The 17240-nt window shown below is 69.2% G+C and carries 14 protein-coding genes; 8 read left to right on the plus strand and 6 right to left on the minus strand.

Annotation, left to right across the window (positions count from 1 at the left end; all coding sequences use genetic code 11):
- Positions 1–82 precede the first annotated feature (82 nt).
- From nadD to ABIA71_RS10265, 5 genes are all read right to left on the minus strand, one after another.
- Positions 83–748, minus strand: coding sequence for a nicotinate-nucleotide adenylyltransferase (gene nadD / locus ABIA71_RS10245; protein ID WP_354285104.1), 666 nt, complete (start codon positions 746–748; stop codon positions 83–85).
- A 5-nt stretch (positions 749–753) separates the two neighbouring features.
- A complete protein-coding gene (gene holA / locus ABIA71_RS10250; RefSeq protein WP_354285105.1) occupies positions 754–1791 on the minus strand; it encodes a DNA polymerase III subunit delta in 1038 nt (345 codons plus the stop codon).
- A 25-nt stretch (positions 1792–1816) separates the two neighbouring features.
- Positions 1817–2416, minus strand: coding sequence for an LPS-assembly lipoprotein LptE (locus tag ABIA71_RS10255; protein WP_354285106.1), 600 nt, complete (start codon positions 2414–2416; stop codon positions 1817–1819).
- 269 nt (positions 2417–2685) lie between these two features.
- The gene (gene leuS, locus ABIA71_RS10260) at positions 2686–5325 is read right to left on the minus strand and encodes a leucine--tRNA ligase (protein WP_128097957.1); all 2640 of its coding nucleotides are present in this window, start codon (positions 5323–5325) and stop codon (positions 2686–2688) included.
- Between the two features lie 138 nt (positions 5326–5463).
- Positions 5464–6069 (minus strand): DUF998 domain-containing protein, encoded by a 606-nt coding sequence (locus ABIA71_RS10265; RefSeq protein WP_354285107.1) that lies wholly within the window; start codon positions 6067–6069, stop codon positions 5464–5466.
- 130 nt (positions 6070–6199) lie between these two features.
- Between ABIA71_RS10265 and trxA the strand changes: the two genes are divergently transcribed.
- The 5 genes from trxA to ABIA71_RS10290 all read left to right on the plus strand — a co-directional run bounded on the left by trxA (position 6200) and on the right by ABIA71_RS10290 (position 12358).
- Entirely contained in the window at positions 6200–7057 is an 858-nt protein-coding gene (gene trxA, locus ABIA71_RS10270) for a thioredoxin (RefSeq protein ID WP_354285108.1), read from the plus strand.
- A gap of 205 nt (positions 7058–7262) precedes the next feature.
- A complete protein-coding gene (locus ABIA71_RS10275; protein WP_502961227.1) occupies positions 7263–8927 on the plus strand; it encodes a FecR domain-containing protein in 1665 nt (554 codons plus the stop codon).
- Between the two features lie 44 nt (positions 8928–8971).
- On the plus strand, positions 8972–10549 hold the full coding sequence (locus tag ABIA71_RS10280; protein WP_354285140.1) for a CHASE2 domain-containing protein: 1578 nt from the start codon (positions 8972–8974) through the stop codon (positions 10547–10549).
- Between the two features lie 566 nt (positions 10550–11115).
- Positions 11116–11589 carry a DUF4442 domain-containing protein gene (locus ABIA71_RS10285; protein WP_354285109.1) on the plus strand — a complete coding sequence of 158 codons (474 nt, stop codon included), beginning with the start codon at positions 11116–11118 and terminating at the stop codon, positions 11587–11589.
- 52 nt (positions 11590–11641) lie between these two features.
- Positions 11642–12358: a hypothetical protein gene (locus tag ABIA71_RS10290; protein ID WP_354285110.1), complete on the plus strand. Its 717-nt coding sequence runs from the start codon at positions 11642–11644 to the stop codon at positions 12356–12358.
- Positions 12359–12367: 9 nt separating this feature from the next.
- On the opposite strand, the gene ABIA71_RS10295 is transcribed toward ABIA71_RS10290, so the two are convergent.
- Positions 12368–13672: a hypothetical protein gene (locus ABIA71_RS10295; RefSeq protein ID WP_354285111.1), complete on the minus strand. Its 1305-nt coding sequence runs from the start codon at positions 13670–13672 to the stop codon at positions 12368–12370.
- A 78-nt stretch (positions 13673–13750) separates the two neighbouring features.
- On the opposite strand from ABIA71_RS10295, the gene ABIA71_RS10300 reads away from it, so the two are divergent.
- The 3 genes from ABIA71_RS10300 to ABIA71_RS10310 all read left to right on the plus strand — a co-directional run bounded on the left by ABIA71_RS10300 (position 13751) and on the right by ABIA71_RS10310 (position 17225).
- Positions 13751–14428 carry a DUF502 domain-containing protein gene (locus ABIA71_RS10300; RefSeq protein WP_128097102.1) on the plus strand — a complete coding sequence of 226 codons (678 nt, stop codon included), beginning with the start codon at positions 13751–13753 and terminating at the stop codon, positions 14426–14428.
- A 1-nt stretch (position 14429) separates the two neighbouring features.
- Positions 14430–15203 (plus strand): queuosine precursor transporter, encoded by a 774-nt coding sequence (locus ABIA71_RS10305; protein WP_128097103.1) that lies wholly within the window; start codon positions 14430–14432, stop codon positions 15201–15203.
- 96 nt (positions 15204–15299) lie between these two features.
- Positions 15300–17225: a DUF885 domain-containing protein gene (locus tag ABIA71_RS10310; protein WP_354285112.1), complete on the plus strand. Its 1926-nt coding sequence runs from the start codon at positions 15300–15302 to the stop codon at positions 17223–17225.
- Positions 17226–17240 lie beyond the last annotated feature (15 nt).

Below are 17240 nucleotides of genomic sequence, written 5' to 3' on the forward strand. Positions count from 1 at the left end.
CTGGGGCTGGGCTTGGTTGCTCAAAGCGGGTGAACTCGATAAATGTGGGGCCGATTATACGGGCCCGAGGCCCTGCGCGTATTCACACCCGGCGGGCACCGTACAGGCCACGGTCGGCGATGTAGTCGGCCACGGCCGGCGGCAGCAGGCTGCGCCAGTCTTCGCCGGCGGCGATCCGGGCGCGGACCGCACTGGCCGATTCCTCGCGCAGCGGGGTCTGCAGGCGCAGCAGGCGCCCGGCTGGCGCCCCCAGCAGCGCGCGCTCATGGTCGGCCCAGCGCCCGGCCAGGGCGGCCTCCAGCGCGGGCGGCAGGGCCTGCTCCAACGGGCTGCCCGGGCGGTCGGCGACGATGAAGTGGGCCAGCCCGAACAGGGCCTCCCAGTCATGCCAGCCGGTCAGGCCCAGCAGGCTGTCGGCGCCCACCAGCCAGGCCAGGGGCTGATGGGCGCCCAGCTCGGCGCGCAGCTCGCGCAGGGTGTCCACCGTATAGGACGGCACGCCGGGCTGGCGCGCGGACCGTTCCAGCTCACGCAGGTCGAGCAGCAGGCCCGGTTCGTCGCCGATCGCCAATGCCAGCATGTGTGCCCGCTGCCCGGCATCGGCGCCCGGCGCGGTCCGGTGCGGCGGGTCGGCCGCCGGCAGCAGGCGCACCGCCACCTGCAACTGGTCGCGCGCCGCGCGCGCGATCGCCAGGTGGCCCAGGTGCACAGGATCGAAGGTGCCGCCGTAATGAATGCGCAGGCCCATGCCGCTCAGGCGCGGGCCAGCAGGCGCACGGCGCGGGCTTCGGCCACGGCCAGCAGCAGGCGTTCCAGCCCCAGCCACGGGTCGCCGTCGGCACGGCCCTTGGCCATGCGGTCAACCAGCCCGGCCTCGGCCACGAAACGCTCCCAGCGCTTGGGTTCGGGATGCCGCTGCAGGGCGCGCTTGAACGGCGCCTGCCGCGATTCCCAGATCCCGCGGCTCTTCATCTCGGCGGCCAGGTTGCCGCCCCGGGCCTGCACGCGGGCGAGCCCGGCGGTGGACAGCAGTTCGCGGATGACCATCGGGGTCAGCGCCGCCACCGCTTCGCCTTCGCCCCGCAGCCCGGCCAGCATGCGCAGCACCGCCACCGGCTGCCCCGAGAACGTGGCCTCCAGCAGGCGGAACACGTCATAGCGGGCGGCGTCGGCCACCAGCGATTCCATGGTGTCCACGTCCAGGGTCTGCCCGGCAGCCAGCAGGGCCAGCTTATCGATCTCCTGCGCGGCCGCCAGCAGGTTGCCTTCCACGCGCTCGGCCAAACGCTGCACGGCGGCCGGCTCGGCGCGCAGGCCCTTGCTGCGCAGGCGGCGTTCAATCCAGTCCGGCAGCTCGTGCGGCTTGATCGCCCAGGCCACCGACAGCACGCCGACGCGATTGACCGCCTCGGCCCACTTGCCCTGGTGGGCCTTGCTCCATTCGTTGCAGGTGATCAGCAGGATCACGTCCGGCGCGGGATTCGCACAGAACTGGCTGATGACTTCGGCGCCGTCCTTGCCCGGCTTGCCGCTGGGCAGGCGCAGTTCCATCAACCGCCGTGGGCTGAACAGGCTGGGCGCATTGAAGCTGGCCTCGACCTGGTGCCAATCGAACTCGCGGCCATCCGCGTCGAAGACCTCGCGCTCGTCGATGCCGTCGGCGCGGGCGCGGGCGCGCACCGCGTCGGCCGCTTCCAGCACGCGCAGGGTTTCCGGGCCGGCGATCAGATAGACCGGGGCCAATCCCTGGCTGGCCGGTTGGCTGGCCAATTGTTCGGGTCGCAGTTCCATCCTGGCGCCGGTCCGGAGGGACCGGTCAGTGCCCCGGGATCGGAGCAGCCGGGGCCGCCGGCGGCGGCACCGCCGGTTCCACCGGCACGCTGTCCGGGGGGGCCGGCTTGGCCGGAACGCGGCCTTCCATCTCGGCGCGCACCACGCTGTCGATGCGGCGCATGATCGAGGCCGACATCTCACGACGCAGTTCGTCGGCGAGGATCTCGCGCTCGGTGGTGGTACCGGTGGCGTCGGTGGGCGGGGACACGTAGTCGCGCGACAGCTCGATCACCTGCTGCGGCACCAGCTCGCTGCCATCCTCACGCAGGAACTTGAAGATCACCGCGTAGCGCAGGCTGTATTCCTGGGCACGGCCCTGGGCATCGATGGCAATGGGCAGATCGCCCCAGCGCTCGGACAGCACCTGCAGCTGGGCCGCCTTGCCGGTGTCGTCCGACGCGGCGATCTGCGCCCCCGACGACTGCAGCCCTCGGCGCAGCAGCTTGGCCAGTTCGCTGTACGGCGCGGTGGACACCACCTTCACCGCGGCGGTATCGGCCGGCAGCATCAGCTTGTTGCGCAGGTGGAAACCGCAGCCGGCAAGGGACGCGGTCAGGACAAGGGCAAGCAGGAATCGGGTCATGGGCACAGTCTGGGGGAGCCGGGCGGGCGCGGCAACAGGCATTGAAGATGCCCGATGCCGCGTGAACGTAGCACGTAGAGCGGGGCTCTGCCCCGCTTCACGATAGCCGGGTAGAACCCGGCTCTACGCGGGTACTGCAGCCGGGTAGAACCCGGCTCTACGTGGGTGCTGCAGCCGGGTAGAACCCGGCTCTACGTGGGTGCTGCAGCCGGGTAGAACCCGGCTCTACGCGGGTGCTGCAGCCGGGTAGAACCCGGCTCTACGCGGGATCAGGCGGCCACGATGTTCACGATCTTGCCGGGCACGATGATGATCTTGCGCACCGTCAGCCCGTCCAGGAACTTGGCCGCGTTCGGTTCGGCCAGGCCCAGCGCTTCGATCTGGTCGCGCGGCGCATCGGCGGCCACCTCGATGGTGCCCCGCAGCTTGCCGTTGACCTGCACCGCCAGGGTGACGGCATCGCGCACCAGCGCACTGCTGTCGGCCTGCGGGAACGCCTGGTCTTCCAGCAGCGTCTCGCCGTGGCCCAGCACCTGCCACAGCGCGTGGCTGGCATGCGGGGTGATCGGGTTGAGCAGCAGCACGGTGGCCTGCAACGCTTCCTGGCGGACCGCACGGCCCTGCCCGCTTGCGTCGTCGAACTTGGCCAGCGCGTTCATCAGCTCCATCACCGCGGCAATGGCGGTGTTGAAGCTGTGGCGGCGGCCATAGTCGTCGCCCACCTTGCCGATGGTTTCGTGGGTCTTGCGGCGCAGCACCTTCTGCTCGGCATTCAGCGCGGCCACGTCCAGCGCCGGTGCCGGGCCTTCGGCGGCGTGCTTCTGCACCTGCGTCCACAAGCGGCGCAGGAACCGCGCCATGCCATCGACGCCGGCCTCGTTCCACTCCAGCGACTGCTCCGGCGGCGCGGCGAACATCGAGAACAGGCGCACCGTGTCGGCGCCGTACTTGCTCACCATCACCTGCGGGTCCACGCCGTTGTTCTTGGACTTGGACATCTTTTCGGTGCCGCCGATCACCACCGGCTGGCCGTCGGCGATCAGGGTGGCGCCGGTGATGCGGCCGCGCTCGTCGCGCTGCACGTCCACGTCGGCCGGGTTGATCCAGTCCTTGGAGCCATCCGGGTTCGGGCGGTAGTAGGTCTCGGCGATCACCATGCCCTGGCACAGCAGGTTCTGCGCCGGTTCGTTGCTGTCCACCATGCGCGCATCACGCAGCAGCTTGTGGAAGAAACGGAAGTACATCAGGTGCAGGATCGCGTGCTCGATGCCACCGATGTACTGGTCCACCGGCAGCCAGTAGTTGCCGCGCTTGTCCACTGCGTCGCGGGCACCGGGCGAGGTGTAGCGCGCGTAGTACCAGCTGGACTCCATGAAGGTGTCGAAGGTGTCGGTTTCGCGTTCGGCCGCGCCGCCGCAGTCCGGGCAGGTGGTCTTGCGCCATTCCGGATCGGCCTTGATCGGCGAACCGGTGCCGACGAAGTTGACGTTCTCGGGCAGCACCACCGGCAGCTGTTCTTCGGGCACCGGCAACGCGCCGCACTTTGGGCAGTAGATCACCGGGATCGGGCAGCCCCAGTAGCGCTGGCGGCTCACGCCCCAGTCGCGCAGGCGGTAGTTGACGCGGCGCTGGCCCTGGGCCTTGCGCTCGAACCGTTCGGCCAGCGCCTCGAAGGCGCCCTGGAAATCCAGGCCGTCGAACTCGTCGGAGTTGACCAGCTCGGTCTCGCGGGTCTTGTCGCCGTACCAGTCCTGCCAACGCGTGGCGTCGTACGCGCTTTCTTCCTTGCGCAGCGCCTTCAGTGCGATGACCTGGCGGATCGGCAGCGCGTACTTGGTGGCGAATTCGAAGTCGCGCTGGTCGTGGCCCGGCACGGCCATCACCGCGCCGGTGCCGTAGCCCATCAGCACGAAGTTGGCCACCCACACCGGCACCTGGGCGCCGGTAACCGGATGCACGGCGCGCAGGCCGGTATCCATGCCGCGCTTTTCCTGGGTTTCCAGTTCGGCTTCGGACACGCCGCCCTGCTTCATCTCGGCCAGCAGCGCGGCCAGGGCCGGGTTGGACTTGGCCGCGTGCTGGGCCAGCGGGTGTTCGCCGGCGATCGACACGAAGGTCACGCCCATCACCGTGTCCGGACGGGTGGTGAACACGCGCAGCGAATCCAGCGCGCTGCCGTCGGCGTCGCGCACGTCGAACTGGATTTCCAGCCCTTCGGAGCGGCCGATCCAGTTGCGCTGCATGGTCTTGACCGAATCGGGCCAGCCCGGCAGTTCATCCAGGCCGTCCAGCAGTTCCTGGGCGTAATCGGTGATGCGCAGGAACCACTGCGGGATCTCGCGCTTTTCCACCAGCGCGCCGGAACGCCAGCCGCGGCCGTCGATGACCTGCTCGTTGGCCAGCACGGTCTGGTCGATCGGGTCCCAGTTCACCACCGCATTGCGGCGGTAGGCCAGGCCCTTGCGCATCAGCCGGGTGAACATGCGCTGCTCGTGCACGTAGTACTCCGGTGTGCAGGTGGCGAACTCGCGCGACCAGTCCACCGCATAGCCCATGGCCTTGAACTGGCCCCGCATGTGCTCGATGTTGGCGTAGGTCCACTTGGCCGGCGCGGTCTTGTTCTTGATCGCCGCATTCTCGGCCGGCAGGCCGAAGGCATCCCAGCCCATCGGCTGCAGCACGTTGTGCCCGGTCATCCGCTTGTAGCGGCTGATCACGTCACCGATCGTGTAGTTGCGCACGTGGCCCATGTGCAGCGCCCCGGACGGGTACGGCAGCATCGAGAGGCAGTAGTACTTCGGCTTGTCCGAAGTCTCGCTCACCTCGAAGGCACGGGTGGCATCCCAGAACTTCTGGGCGGCGGATTCAACCTGCTGCGGATCGTAAACGTTGGGTTCGACGCTGGTCATGGAAACGCTAGTGCGGCGGCAAAGCGGGACAGGGTACCGCAGTGCGGCATGGGGCTCCAATCGAGCCCACCTACCCCGGCCTACAAAGCCCTCATCCTGTTGAATCGCCAAGGGTTTTCCCCAGGCGACCGATTCCGCTCAGCGCCGACGATGCGCCAAGGGCAGCGCCGCTACCAGCCACACCACCCAGACGGCGAAGGCCAGCCGCTGCGCCAGCGGTGCCGGCATCCACGCCTGCAGCACGAACGCGGCCAACACCATGCCCACGGCGCAGCCCAGGTGCAGCAGCGCCTGCGCGCGCCAGCCCGTCACGCGCAGCGCGCCCAGCCCATACAGGAGCGTGCCCGGCACGAATGCCAGCACCCACACCATCCACGCACTGGCATGGAACTGGCTGGCCGGGCTTTCAATATCGCTGGCGTCCAGCGGCAGCAGCCCCATCGCGGCGAAGCCGGCTCCCGCCAGCACCAGCAGCTGCACGCCCACGCGCAGCGTCCAGGGCGCCGTGCGCGGCACCCGCAGCAGCAGGCGCAGCGCCACCGCGCAGGCCAGCACCCCCGGCAGCACCAGCCCCAACCAACTGAACGCCTGCGCATGCGGCACCCCGGTGGCGCCGAGCAGTGCCACCGGATGCGACAGCGCGCGGTACCCGGGCAGCGCCGCACCGAAGCCGATAACCGCCACCACGAACGCAAGTGCGGCCAGCGCGCCGATGCCGCGATCAATACGGGGCGAAATGTGCATGAAGGTCTGCCTGGGCCAAAGAGGACGCCACGCATTGTCACCGGTTTGCGCCGATCCCGGGCGCCGGGGTTGCGTCCCGCAACCTGCGCACCCATACACTGCGTACATCTTTAATCGTTGATTGCCGACCATGAGCGAATTGCCGCACGTCTTCGACGCCACCACCGCCACCTTCGAAACCGAGGTCCTGCAGAAGTCCCTGCAGACGCCGGTGCTGGTCGATTTCTGGGCCAGCTGGTGCGAGCCCTGCAAAACCCTCGGGCCCATGCTGGAAAAGCTGGCCGGTGAGTACCACGGCGCCTTCGAGCTGGCCAAGGTCGACGTGGATGCCGAACAGCAGATCGCAGCGGCCTTCCAGATCCGCTCGGTGCCCACCGTGTTCCTGGTCAAGGGTGGCCAGCTGGTGGACGGCTTCCCCGGTGCGATCCCGGAAGGCCAGCTGCGCGAGTTCCTGGCCCAGCACGGGGTCACGCCTGCCGAGCCGGCCGCTGACGCAGTTTTCGAACCCGAGCCGCTGGACCCGCAGGCCCAGGTCGACGTGCTGCGTGCGGCGATCGCCGCCGAGCCGGACAAGGACGAGCTCAAACTGGACCTGGCGTTGGCCCTGCTGCAGACCGGTGGCACGGCCGAGGCCAGCACGTTGATCGATGCGCTGCCGGCCAACTTGGCCACCGACGACCGTGCGGTGCGTGCCCGTGCGCGCCTGGATTTCGCCAACGCACTGCAGGATGCACCGGCCGCCGAAACGCTGGACGCCCGCATCGCGGCCAATGGCGACGACCTGCAGGCCCGTCACCTGCGCGGCGTGCAGTTGCTGCTGGGCGGCGAGGATGAAGCCGCGCTGGAGCAGTTCCTGGCCATGCTGCGCAGCGACCGCAGCTTCGCCGAGGGCCTGCCGCGCAAGCTGCTGATCGACGCCTTCAAGGTTATCGCCGATGAGGATCTGGTGGGGCGCTATCGCCGCCGGATGGCCTCGCTGCTGTTCTGATCCGGCGCCGGATGCGCCACGTGTTCAGTTAGCCGGGACGAATGCCCCTCGCCCGCATGGAATGTGACGGAAGTCACGTTCAGAAACTCTGCACGGGTCCCGGGCAATAATGCGACCGCGGCGTCCACGACGCCGCGATCCATTCGGGGGGATGAGGTCTGGGCCATGGGGGCCGCACGGCTGAGCCCCGCCCAGCAGGGCCCTGATGACCGTGAGTTCGACCCGTTTGCTTCACCCCTGTTCGCTGCCCGCACGCCTGTTGATGGTGGCAGCCCTGCTGTTCTCCGCATTTCCCTTGCTGGCCCAGGACTGGACCTACCGCGTGCGTCCCGGCGACACCCTGTGGGACCTGGGATCGCGCTACCTGAAACCGTCGGTACCGTGGCAACACCTGCAATCCCACAACCGCGTGAGCGACCCCTACCGGTTGCCGCCGGGCAGCCAGCTGCGCTTCCCGGTGGCGTGGCTGGCGGTGCAGCCTGTCCCGGCCCGGGTGCTGGCCCTGCGCGGGTCCGTGCAGGTTGGCGACGCGACGCACGGCGGCCTGCGCGAGGTGATCGAAGGCCAGCTGCTGACGATCGGCCAGCATCTGGTCACTGGCGCCGATGCCAGCGTCACCCTCGTCTTTGCCGATGATTCGCGGCTGCAGCTGCGCGAAAACTCGCGACTGCGCCTGGACCAGCTCAGTCGCTACGGGCACACCGGCATGGTCGACACCCGCGTGCGCCTGCAACAGGGCCGCACCAGCAACCGGGTAACCCCCGCCACCGGTCCGGCGTCGCGCTACATCATCGATGCGCCAACGGCGACCAGCAGCGTGCGCGGTACCGTGTTCCGGGTCAGTGCCGGCGGTGACGGGCGCAGCGCGGCGACCGAAGTCATCCAAGGCAAGGTGCAGGTTGGCAACGAGCGCGGCCAACGCCTGGTCACCCGCGGCCAGGCCACCCGCAGCACATCGCAGGACACCCGCCCGGGCGAACTGGAGCCATTGCTGCCGGCGCCGTTGCTGGACCCGGCGCAGCTGCGTCTGGACCCGCTGCCCGCGCAGCTGGCGTGGACGGCGGTGGACCGTGCCGCGCACTACCGCGTGGAAGTGGTGCGTGCCGACCAACCCGAGATCCTGCTGTTCGCACAGGACACCCCTGCCACCTCCCTGACCCTGCCAGACCTGGCGCCGGGCGCGCTGCGCGTGCTGGTCCGCGCCGTCAGCGCCGACGACGTGGAAGGTCTCGACGCCGAACACGATTTCGAGGTGCGCGATCAACCGCCGCCCCCGTTGACGGTGCGCCCGGTCAACCAGGAAACCGTCAACAGTGCGCGTCCGCGCTTCCAGTGGAGCCAGGTCGATGGCGCGGCGACCAGCGTGCTGCAGATCGCGCGTGACGCACAGTTCCTTTCGCCCGTGCTGGAACAGCAGAGCACCAGCCCGCACGCACGGGCGGCCGCCGACCTGGCCCCGGGCGCGTACTTCTGGCGTGTGGCCTCGCGCGATGGCAACGGCCACCGCGGACGCTTCGGCCAGCCGGTGGCGCTCACCCTCACCGATACCCCTGTCGACCCTGCCCTGCAGCCACCGCAGGCGGCCAAGGGCCAATTGACGCTGCGCTGGCAGGCCGGTGACGCCGGGCAACGCTACCGCGTGCAGATCGACCGCAAGGGCGATTTCGCGCACCCGTTGCTGGACCGCGAGGTCGACCAGCCGGAGGTCTCGCTCAAGCGGCCCTGGCACGGCACCCTGCACGTACGCGTGCAGTACATCGACGACGACGGTTATGCCGGCACGTTCTCGCCGGCGCAGCAGGTCACGCTGCCCTGCCGCACCTGCTACGGCGCCGGCGGCGGCGCACTGCTGCTGTGGCTGCTGCTGTGACACCACTGGCACTGTCGTGGCCGCAGCGGCTGGCGCTGTCGGTGATGGTGGGCGGCCTGGCCGCCATCGCCAGCCACTTCCAGTGGTTCTGGCAGCAGGACGAGGCGGTTTACGATGCGTATGTCGGGGCATGGGACTACCCGCCCGACCCGCGCCTGCTGATCGTGGCGATCGACGACAACAGCCTGCAGCAGATCGGCCAGTGGCCCTGGCCACGCTCGACCCACGCCCGTTTGCTTGACCGCCTTACCGAGGCGGGCAGCGCGCGGGTGGTGCTGGACCTGATGCTGTCCGAACCGGACCGCCAGGACGCGGCGCAGGACGCGGAGCTGGCGGCAGCGATCCGCCGCAACGGCAAGGTGGTGCTGCCCGTACTGGCCGCCCCGGCCAGCGGCCCGAACATGGCCGAGGAACTGCTGCCGATCCCGCTGATCGCCGCCAACGCGGCCACGCTGGGGCACAGCGATATCGAAGTGGACGCCGACGGCGTGGCACGCGGCCTGTACCTCACCGCCGGGATCGGCTCACCGCACTGGCCCGCGCTCGGGCTGGCGCTGGCCGACGCGCGTGGCCCGCTGCCCGGCCTGCGCGACCCGGACCCGGGACAGTCCTCGCCCTATCAGTGGCGACGCGACCACTACGTCCGGGTGCGCTACGCCGGCCCACCCGAACGGTTCCCGCAGGTGTCCTACGTGGACCTGCTCAACGGCGACGTCGACCCGGCACTGCTGCGTGGGCGGCTGATCCTGGTGGGCATGACCGCCAGCGGCATCGCCCCGCGCCTGCTCACCCCGACCACGCGCGAGCGCTGGATGAGCGGCAGCGAGTACCAAGCCAACGTGGCCTCGATGCTGCTCACCGACAAGGTGATCACCCTGCCCCCGACGCTGTGGCGCGACCTGCTCAGCGGCCTGCTGGTGGCGCTGTGCTGCCTGGGCCTGTCACTGCCCCGCGCATCGGCCAGCGCACTGCTCGCACTGCCGTCCACCCTGCTGCTCAGCTTCGTGCTGCTGCGTGCCGGCAACCTCTGGTTTGCCCCGGCAGCAGCGCTGACCGGCATGCTGGCCGTGATCTGCGCCTGGGTGTTGTGGCGGATCAGCGCGTGGCGCCGCCAGGCCAACAGCGATGCCCTGACCGGGCTGGGCAACCGCCTGCGCTTCGAGCAGACGCTGCAGCAGGAACACGACGCCGGCCGCCGCAGTGGCCGCCCGCTGAGCCTGGTGCTGATCGACGTGGACCACTTCAAACACCATAACGATGTGTACGGCCACCAGGCCGGCGACACCGTGCTGCGCCTGATCGCCACCGAGATCGGCGCGCACGCCCGGCGGCCGCGCGACATGGCCGCGCGTTTCGGCGGCGACGAGTTCGCGCTGATCCTGCCCGATACCGCCGCCGACGGCGCGGTGCAGGTGATCGAGGACCTGCTGGCACGGGTACGCCGGCTGGAGGTACCCGGCGCGCAGGGGCAACGCATCCACATCACCCTGACCGTGGGCGTCTACACGCGTGTGCCCGCCGTCCGCAGCGAACCGCGGCACTTCTTCGAAGGCGCCGATGCGGCGCTGTACAAGGCCAAGGCCGCCGGGCGCGACGGTTACATGGCCGACGACGGCGACTGACCGCATCACGGCAGGGGAATCGCGTGGGACCTATACCAGTCTCAACACCCCTTTGGTGGTGACCCCATCGCCGAACAGGATGGATGCCCCCGGTGCGAAGGCGTGCTGTGCGTCCTCGTGATTGAGGAAGGACACCAGGCATGTGACGGATTGACCCGGCGAAATGGATTCGACCGCGCTGTCATTGATGACGAACCCGTACCACAGCTCCCCCCGCGGCGGGACAGCGCCATTGGGCGCCAGTATTTTTGCAGCATCTCCTGCACTGGCTCGCCCGATGAGTCCGTGACATCCAGATGGATTTCCGCCCACGTCGGCACCATGTTGGGGTACACAACGGCCATCTCAGCAACGCTTCCGTTGGATGTGTGAGTGGGTGGAGTGGATCCTGTGGAACTGCGAACCTGGCATGGCGATGGACTGCATGGGGCACCCTGGGGAGATGATGTTCACGATATACAGCGGCCCGCGGCGGCCAGCAAGAAACCCAGCCGCGCCCCGCGCCCACCCGCCATACGCTTGCGAATGGTAAGCTGCCCGCCTCGTTCGCAACCTGGGTCGACCCGATGAAAGCCAGCGTGTTCCGCCACGGCATGAACCTGTGGCCGCCGTTCCTGTTCACCGGCATCCACGTCAGCCAGGTCAGCCCCGACTACCGCCACGTGCAGGTCGAGCTGCGCATGCGCCCCTGGAACCGCAACTACGTGGGCACGCATTTCGGCGGCAGCCTGTTTGCGATGACCGATCCGTTCTGGATGCTCACCGTGATGCACAACCTGGGCCGCGACTACTACGTGTGGGATCGGGCCGGCGAGATCGAATTCCTGAAGCCGGGCCGCGGCACGGTGCGTGCGGAGTTCCATCTGGATGACGCGCTGCTGGACCAACTGCGTGCCGCCACGGCCGGTGGCGAAAAGTACCTGCACTGGTTCAGCAACGACATTCTCGATGCACAGGGCGAGGTGGTCGCGCGGGTACGCAAGCAGGTGTATCTGCGGCTGAAGCCGGACGCACGCAACGGCAGCGCCCGCACGGGCTGAGCACGCCGGGGGGCTTGCTATGCTCGGCGCCCCCGACACCGGTCCCTGCCCCATGCGCACCCTGTTTGCCGCCCTGCCCCTGCTGTGCCTGCCGGCGCTTGCGCACGCACTGGACATCCCGCCGGTGGACTACCCGACGCTGCCGGCCACCGCCACGGATGCCAACGGCTTCGTGCCGCGCGGCTGGCGCATCGAACAGCGGCTGGATGGCGACCTCAACGCCGACCGGCGGGCCGACCTGGTGCTGGTGCTGCGCCAGCAGGATCCCCGCAACGTGCTTGAACACGACGGCATGGGCATCAGTCCGCTGGACAGCAACCCGCGCCTGCTCGCGATCGCCTGGGCGCGGCCGGACGGCAGCTATGCGCTGGCCGCGCAGAACCACCAGCTGATTCCGCGCCACGAGTACCCGAACCTCTCGGACGTGTTCGAAGACGGCGCCGGCGGCGTATCGATCGTGCGCGGCACGCTGCAGGTGGGCCTGTACGCGTTCTCCAACGCCGGCAGCTGGGCCACCGGTTCCACCCGCTTCACCTTCCGCTGGCAGCACGACGCCTTCGCGCTGATCGGCTACGACGACGATTCCATGATGCGCAACTCCGGGCAGACCGCATCGGTGAGCATCAACTACGCCACTGCGAAGGTGCGCCGGGCGAGCGGCAGCATCGAGACCGACGGCGAGCAGGTGAGATGGGAGAAACTGGTCTCGAAGAAGCGCTGGACGCTGGACAGCATCGGCGACGGCGCGGCGTTCAATCCGCTGCCGTAACCGCGCCGCTCACTGCGGGCGCCATGCCTGCGGCAGCGGTGCGCTGATCAGGGCCGGGCCCCCGTCGCCCGCCCGAGCGTAACGCGGCACCTGCACCCGCTGCCGATCGGCACCGAGCTGCAGCGGGCGCTGCGTGCTGCGCAGCGCCGGCGGCATCACGGCCAGGCGGTCCAGCGCGTCGGCCGGGCCACGCGGCTGACCGTGCAGCCACAGCATGGCCCCGGCGAGCCGCAGCTGGGCGCCGGCATCCTGCATGCGAGGCGGGTAGCCGGCGTAGACCGGCGCACTGATGTTCATCACCACGCAGCCGGCCGCGTTGGCCACGCAGGCCAATGACCAGACCGACGGCGGCGCCGGCAACTGCACGGGGCGATCGTCGCGGATCTGCGCCTGCACCTCGGTGCTGCAGGTACGCGACATCTGCCAGGCATTGCGGGCCTGGGTCTTGCCCTCGTCGTGCAACCAGCCTTGCGCCTGCTCCAGCTCCGGCTGGTTGGCCATCGCCGCCCGCATGAAGGAGAACTCGCCGCGCAGCGGCAGGCACAGGTCCAGCTCGGCCACCGTGGGGGCGGCAAGCGCGTGGTGGCACGTGGCCGGGACAGCGGTGCCCGCCGGCAGCTCGGCCAGGATCTCGGTGAACAGACCCGCATTGCGCTCGGCCATCGCCGAACCCACCATCGCCACCAGCAGGCTGTCGCTGTGCGCCATCAGCATGCGCCCGGTGCGGATATCCTCGCAGGTGCCCTGCAATGCCTGGGCGCTGTTGCCGCGCACGTGCGCCAGCGCATGCCACGACGTGCGCTCCATCAACACCTGGAACGACGGGAACGGCATCGCCATGTCGGGCACGAACAGCGAGCGGTAGTGATCGTCCTCGCCCAGCGCCGCAATGCGGGCGTGCAACCCGTCATGGCCGGCATGGGCCTGCGCCACCGCCTCGGCGTCGGCGCGTACCGCGGCCAGACAGGCGCTGACGTCGCGCCTGCACCAGCCGGTGGCCGGCGTGACCTTGGTGAACCCCGCTTCGTCCGCGCCGTCCGGGTCCGCGCCGCGGGCCGGGCCCGGCGCCCAACGGCGCGCATCGTCGGCGGTCTGCGCCTGTATCTGCGCCGGCGTCATGCCGTCATGGTCCAACAGCCAGATCGCCGGGAACGCGTTGCGTTCGGGCGCCATCGCGGGCAACCCGGCCTCCATGACCTGCAGCGCCCGGCGTTCGTCAGCCGGCACCGGCAGCAGCCACGACACCAGCAGCACCCCGCCCACCAGCCCCCCCATGCCCAGCACGGTCACGGCCACCCACCTCAGTCCCTTCAACACAGCATTCCCTTCATGCGCCGCTCCCTGCGACCGCAGGCAGGGTAATCCGGGCGGCCGCACCGCTACAATGCGCCGATGTCGCCCGAAGCCCCCCAACTTGTTCCGCGCCCCTCCCTGCAGCGCCTGTTCCTGACCGGCCTGCTGACCCTGCTGCCGATCTGGCTGACCTGGGTGGTGGTCAAATTCGTGTTCGTGCTGTTGTCGGGCATTTCCAGCCCGGTGGTGGTGCCCCTGTCCGAGCAGATCGCCGCCTCGTTCCCGCACTACCTGGGCTGGGTCAAGGTCGAATGGATGCAGAACCTGATCGGCCTGGCCGCCACCCTGCTGGTGATCCTCAGCGTGGGCGTGCTCAGCCGGCGGGTGATCGGCCAGCGCCTGCTGCGCTGGTTCGGCGCGGTGATCAAGCGCATTCCGCTGGCCAGCATCATCTACGACAGCGCCAAGAAGCTGCTGGACATGCTGCAGACCGAGCCGGGCAGCACCCAGCGCGTGGTGCTGATCGACTTCCCGCACCGTGACATGAAGTCGGTGGGCCTGGTCACGCGGGTGATCCGCGAGCAGGGCACCGACCGCGAACTGGCCGCGGTGTACGTGCCAACCACACCCAACCCCACCTCCGGCTACCTGGAAATCGTGCCGGTGGAACTGCTGACCCCTACCGACTGGACCGTCGACCAGGCGATGAGCTTCATCATCTCCGGCGGTGCCGTCGCGCCGGAAAGCGTGCCGTTCACCCGCGCCGGCGACCGCTGACATGAGCGCGCGGCCGCTGCAGGACCGCGCGGTGCTGTTGTTCATCGCGCTGGCGGCGTTCTTCTGCGCCAACGCGGTGCTGGCCGAACTGATCGGGGTGAAGATCTTCGCGCTCGAGGACACGCTCGGGCTGGCGCCGTTCAACTGGAACCTGTTCGGCCAGACCGGCTCGCTCAGTTTCACCGCCGGCACGTTGTTGTGGCCGGTGGTGTTCATCATGACCGACACCATCAACGAGTTCTTCGGCCGCCGCGGGGTGAAGTTCATCTCATGGCTGGCGGTGGTGTTGATCAGCTACGGCTTCCTGTTTGCCTTCGCGGCGATCTCGCTGGTGCCGGCCAGCTGGTGGGTCACCTCGATGAGCGCCCACGGCGTGCCCGATTACCAGGCGGCATTCGCCGCGGTGTTCGGCCAGGGCATGTGGACCATCGCCGGGTCGTTGGTGGCCTTCCTGGTCGGGCAGCTGATCGATGTCTCGATCTTCCATCGCATCCGCCGGGCCACCGGCGAACGCCACGTCTGGTTGCGCGCCACCGGCTCCACGGCGGTGTCGCAGCTGGTGGACAGCTTCGTGGTGATCTGGATCGCGTTCGTGCTGGGCCCGCAGCAGTGGCCCACCGCACTGTTCCTGGCCGTCAGCAGCGTCAACTACGTCTACAAGATGGGCTTTGCCATCGCCCTGATTCCCTTGCTGTACCTGATGCGGCGCGCCATCACCCGCTACCTGGGCGCCGAGCGCGCCGCGCAGCTGCGTGCCGATGCCGCAGCTGACTGAGGCCCGTACCGCACGAAACTGACCAGGGGCCAGTGCTGGCCGTATGGGCACGGATCGGGCAAGCTCCCCGGTCTGTGTGTTTTACGGATACCGCCGATGCCCCATCCCGCCCGCGCCCTGGCGCTCGCCATCGCCGCCCTGCTGCTGTTCGGCAGCGCCGCCCCGGCTGAAGCTGCCAAGAAGAAGGCCAACCGGCCGGCTGCCGCGCAGACCCGCTCCGCCGCCAAGCCCAAAGCCAAGCCGCGCGCACGTCCGGCCGCCGCGCCCACGCGCCAGCCGCTGGTCCGCCAGCAGAGCAAGGCCGCCCAGCTCAACCGCATCTATGATGAATACTGGGACGCCTCGATGCGGCTCAACCCGCTGCAGGCCACCTTCCAGGGCGATGCCCGCCACAACGACCAGCTGCCCAATATCCTGTCGGCCGCCTACCGCCAGCAGTCGCATGATTTCACCGTGGAATGGCTGGGCAAGGTCGAGAAGATCGGCACCGACGGCCTGACCGGGCAAGACCTGCTCAGCTACGAGATCTTCGTGCGCGACGCGCGCATGTCGCTGGCCGCCGAGAAGTACCCCAGCTGGATGCTGCCGGTCAGCCAGTACTACAACCTGGGCAGTATCATGGCCATCCTGGGCTCCGGTTCGGGCGCGCAGCCGTTCAATACCGTGGCCGACTACGACAGCTGGTCCAAACGCTCGCTGGGCATCGCGCCGCTGTTCGACCAGGCCGTGGCCAACATGCGCGACGGCATGAAGGCCGGCGTGGCGCAGCCGCGCGACCTGATGGAAAAGGTGCTGCCGCAGCTGGATGCGGTGATCAAGCCGACCGCCGAGGAAAGCATCTTCTGGGCTCCGGTACGCAACATGCCCGAGGATTTCCCGGAGGCGGACAAGGCGCGCATCAGCGCCGAATACAAGCGCATGATCGAGTACCGCATCATGCCGGCCTACCGCGCCCTGCGCGGCTTCATCGCCACCGAATACCTGCCGGCCACGCGCACCAGCGATGGCCTGGGTGCGCTGCCCAACGGCCAGGCCTGGTACACCCAGAACATCGTGCAGAGCACCGCCGCCACCCTGGATGCCAGGCAGATCCACGCCGTGGCCGAACAACGCGTGGCCAGCCTGCAGGCGCAGATCGCCGCGACGCTCAAGGACAACAAGATCCGCGGTTCGCAGCAGAAGGTGCTGCGCAACATGCGCACCGACCGCAGTTTCCAGTACGCCAACAGCGAGGCGTTGCTGAGCCGCTACAAGCAGTTGCAGGCCCAGGTGGGCGGCCGCCTGCCAGCGCTGCTGGGCACCCTGCCGAAGGCACCACTGGAGGTCCGTGCGGTTGAACCCGAACGTGCCGCCAGTGCGTCGGCGGTGGCCTACCAGCCGCCCCTGCCCGATGGCATGCGTCCGGGCATCCTGTACGTCAACACCACCAACCTGCCGAGCCGCCGCCGCTGGGCGGCGCCGATGCAGTTCCTGCATGAAGGCATTCCGGGCCACCACGTGCAGCTGGGCCTGCAGCAGGAGCTGGACAAGCTGCCGCGCTTCCGCCGCCTCGGCGGCGATATCGCCTTCATCGAAGGCTGGGGCCTGTATGCCGAATCGCTGGGTGAGCAGCTGGGCGTGTACCAGGACCCTTACGAGCGTATCGGCTACCTGCAGGCCGCGCTGACCCGCGCCGCGCGCATGGCCGCCGACACCGGCGTGCATGCGCAGGGCTGGAGCAAGCGCCAGGCCGTGGATTACCTGGTCAAGACCGCCGACATGCCCACCGAAGATGCCACCGCCGAAGTCGAGCGTTTCATGGCCCTGCCCGGGCAGACCCTGCCCAACGGCCTGGGCGAACTGAAGATGGTGGAGCTGCGCGATCGCGCCAAGGCCGCGCTCGGCCCGCGCTTCGACCTGCGCCGTTTCCATGAGGAAATCCTGCGCGACGGCTCGATGCCCCTGGACATCCTCGACGCCAAGATGACCCGCTGGATCGCGGCCGAAATCGCCGGCACGCCGACGCCCGCAGCGAGCCCCTGACCCATGCACGGAGCC

Source organism: Stenotrophomonas sp. 2619 (assembly GCF_040548725.1).
Lineage (GTDB): Bacteria > Pseudomonadota > Gammaproteobacteria > Xanthomonadales > Xanthomonadaceae > Stenotrophomonas > Stenotrophomonas maltophilia_AP.

Coding starts and splice junctions, on each gene's coding strand:
- ABIA71_RS10300 (WP_128097102.1), top strand. CDS start 13,751: ATGTCGCCCGAAGCCCCCCAACTTGTTCCGCGCCCCTCCCTGCAGCGC.
- holA (WP_354285105.1), bottom strand. CDS start 1,791: ATGGAACTGCGACCCGAACAATTGGCCAGCCAACCGGCCAGCCAGGGA.
- ABIA71_RS10285 (WP_354285109.1), top strand. CDS start 11,116: ATGAAAGCCAGCGTGTTCCGCCACGGCATGAACCTGTGGCCGCCGTTC.
- ABIA71_RS10310 (WP_354285112.1), top strand. CDS start 15,300: ATGCCCCATCCCGCCCGCGCCCTGGCGCTCGCCATCGCCGCCCTGCTG.
- ABIA71_RS10290 (WP_354285110.1), top strand. CDS start 11,642: ATGCGCACCCTGTTTGCCGCCCTGCCCCTGCTGTGCCTGCCGGCGCTT.
- ABIA71_RS10255 (WP_354285106.1), bottom strand. CDS start 2,416: ATGACCCGATTCCTGCTTGCCCTTGTCCTGACCGCGTCCCTTGCCGGC.
- ABIA71_RS10265 (WP_354285107.1), bottom strand. CDS start 6,069: ATGCACATTTCGCCCCGTATTGATCGCGGCATCGGCGCGCTGGCCGCA.
- leuS (WP_128097957.1), bottom strand. CDS start 5,325: ATGACCAGCGTCGAACCCAACGTTTACGATCCGCAGCAGGTTGAATCC.
- trxA (WP_354285108.1), top strand. CDS start 6,200: ATGAGCGAATTGCCGCACGTCTTCGACGCCACCACCGCCACCTTCGAA.
- ABIA71_RS10305 (WP_128097103.1), top strand. CDS start 14,430: ATGAGCGCGCGGCCGCTGCAGGACCGCGCGGTGCTGTTGTTCATCGCG.
- ABIA71_RS10275 (WP_502961227.1), top strand. CDS start 7,263: ATGACCGTGAGTTCGACCCGTTTGCTTCACCCCTGTTCGCTGCCCGCA.
- nadD (WP_354285104.1), bottom strand. CDS start 748: ATGGGCCTGCGCATTCATTACGGCGGCACCTTCGATCCTGTGCACCTG.
- ABIA71_RS10280 (WP_354285140.1), top strand. CDS start 8,972: ATGGTGGGCGGCCTGGCCGCCATCGCCAGCCACTTCCAGTGGTTCTGG.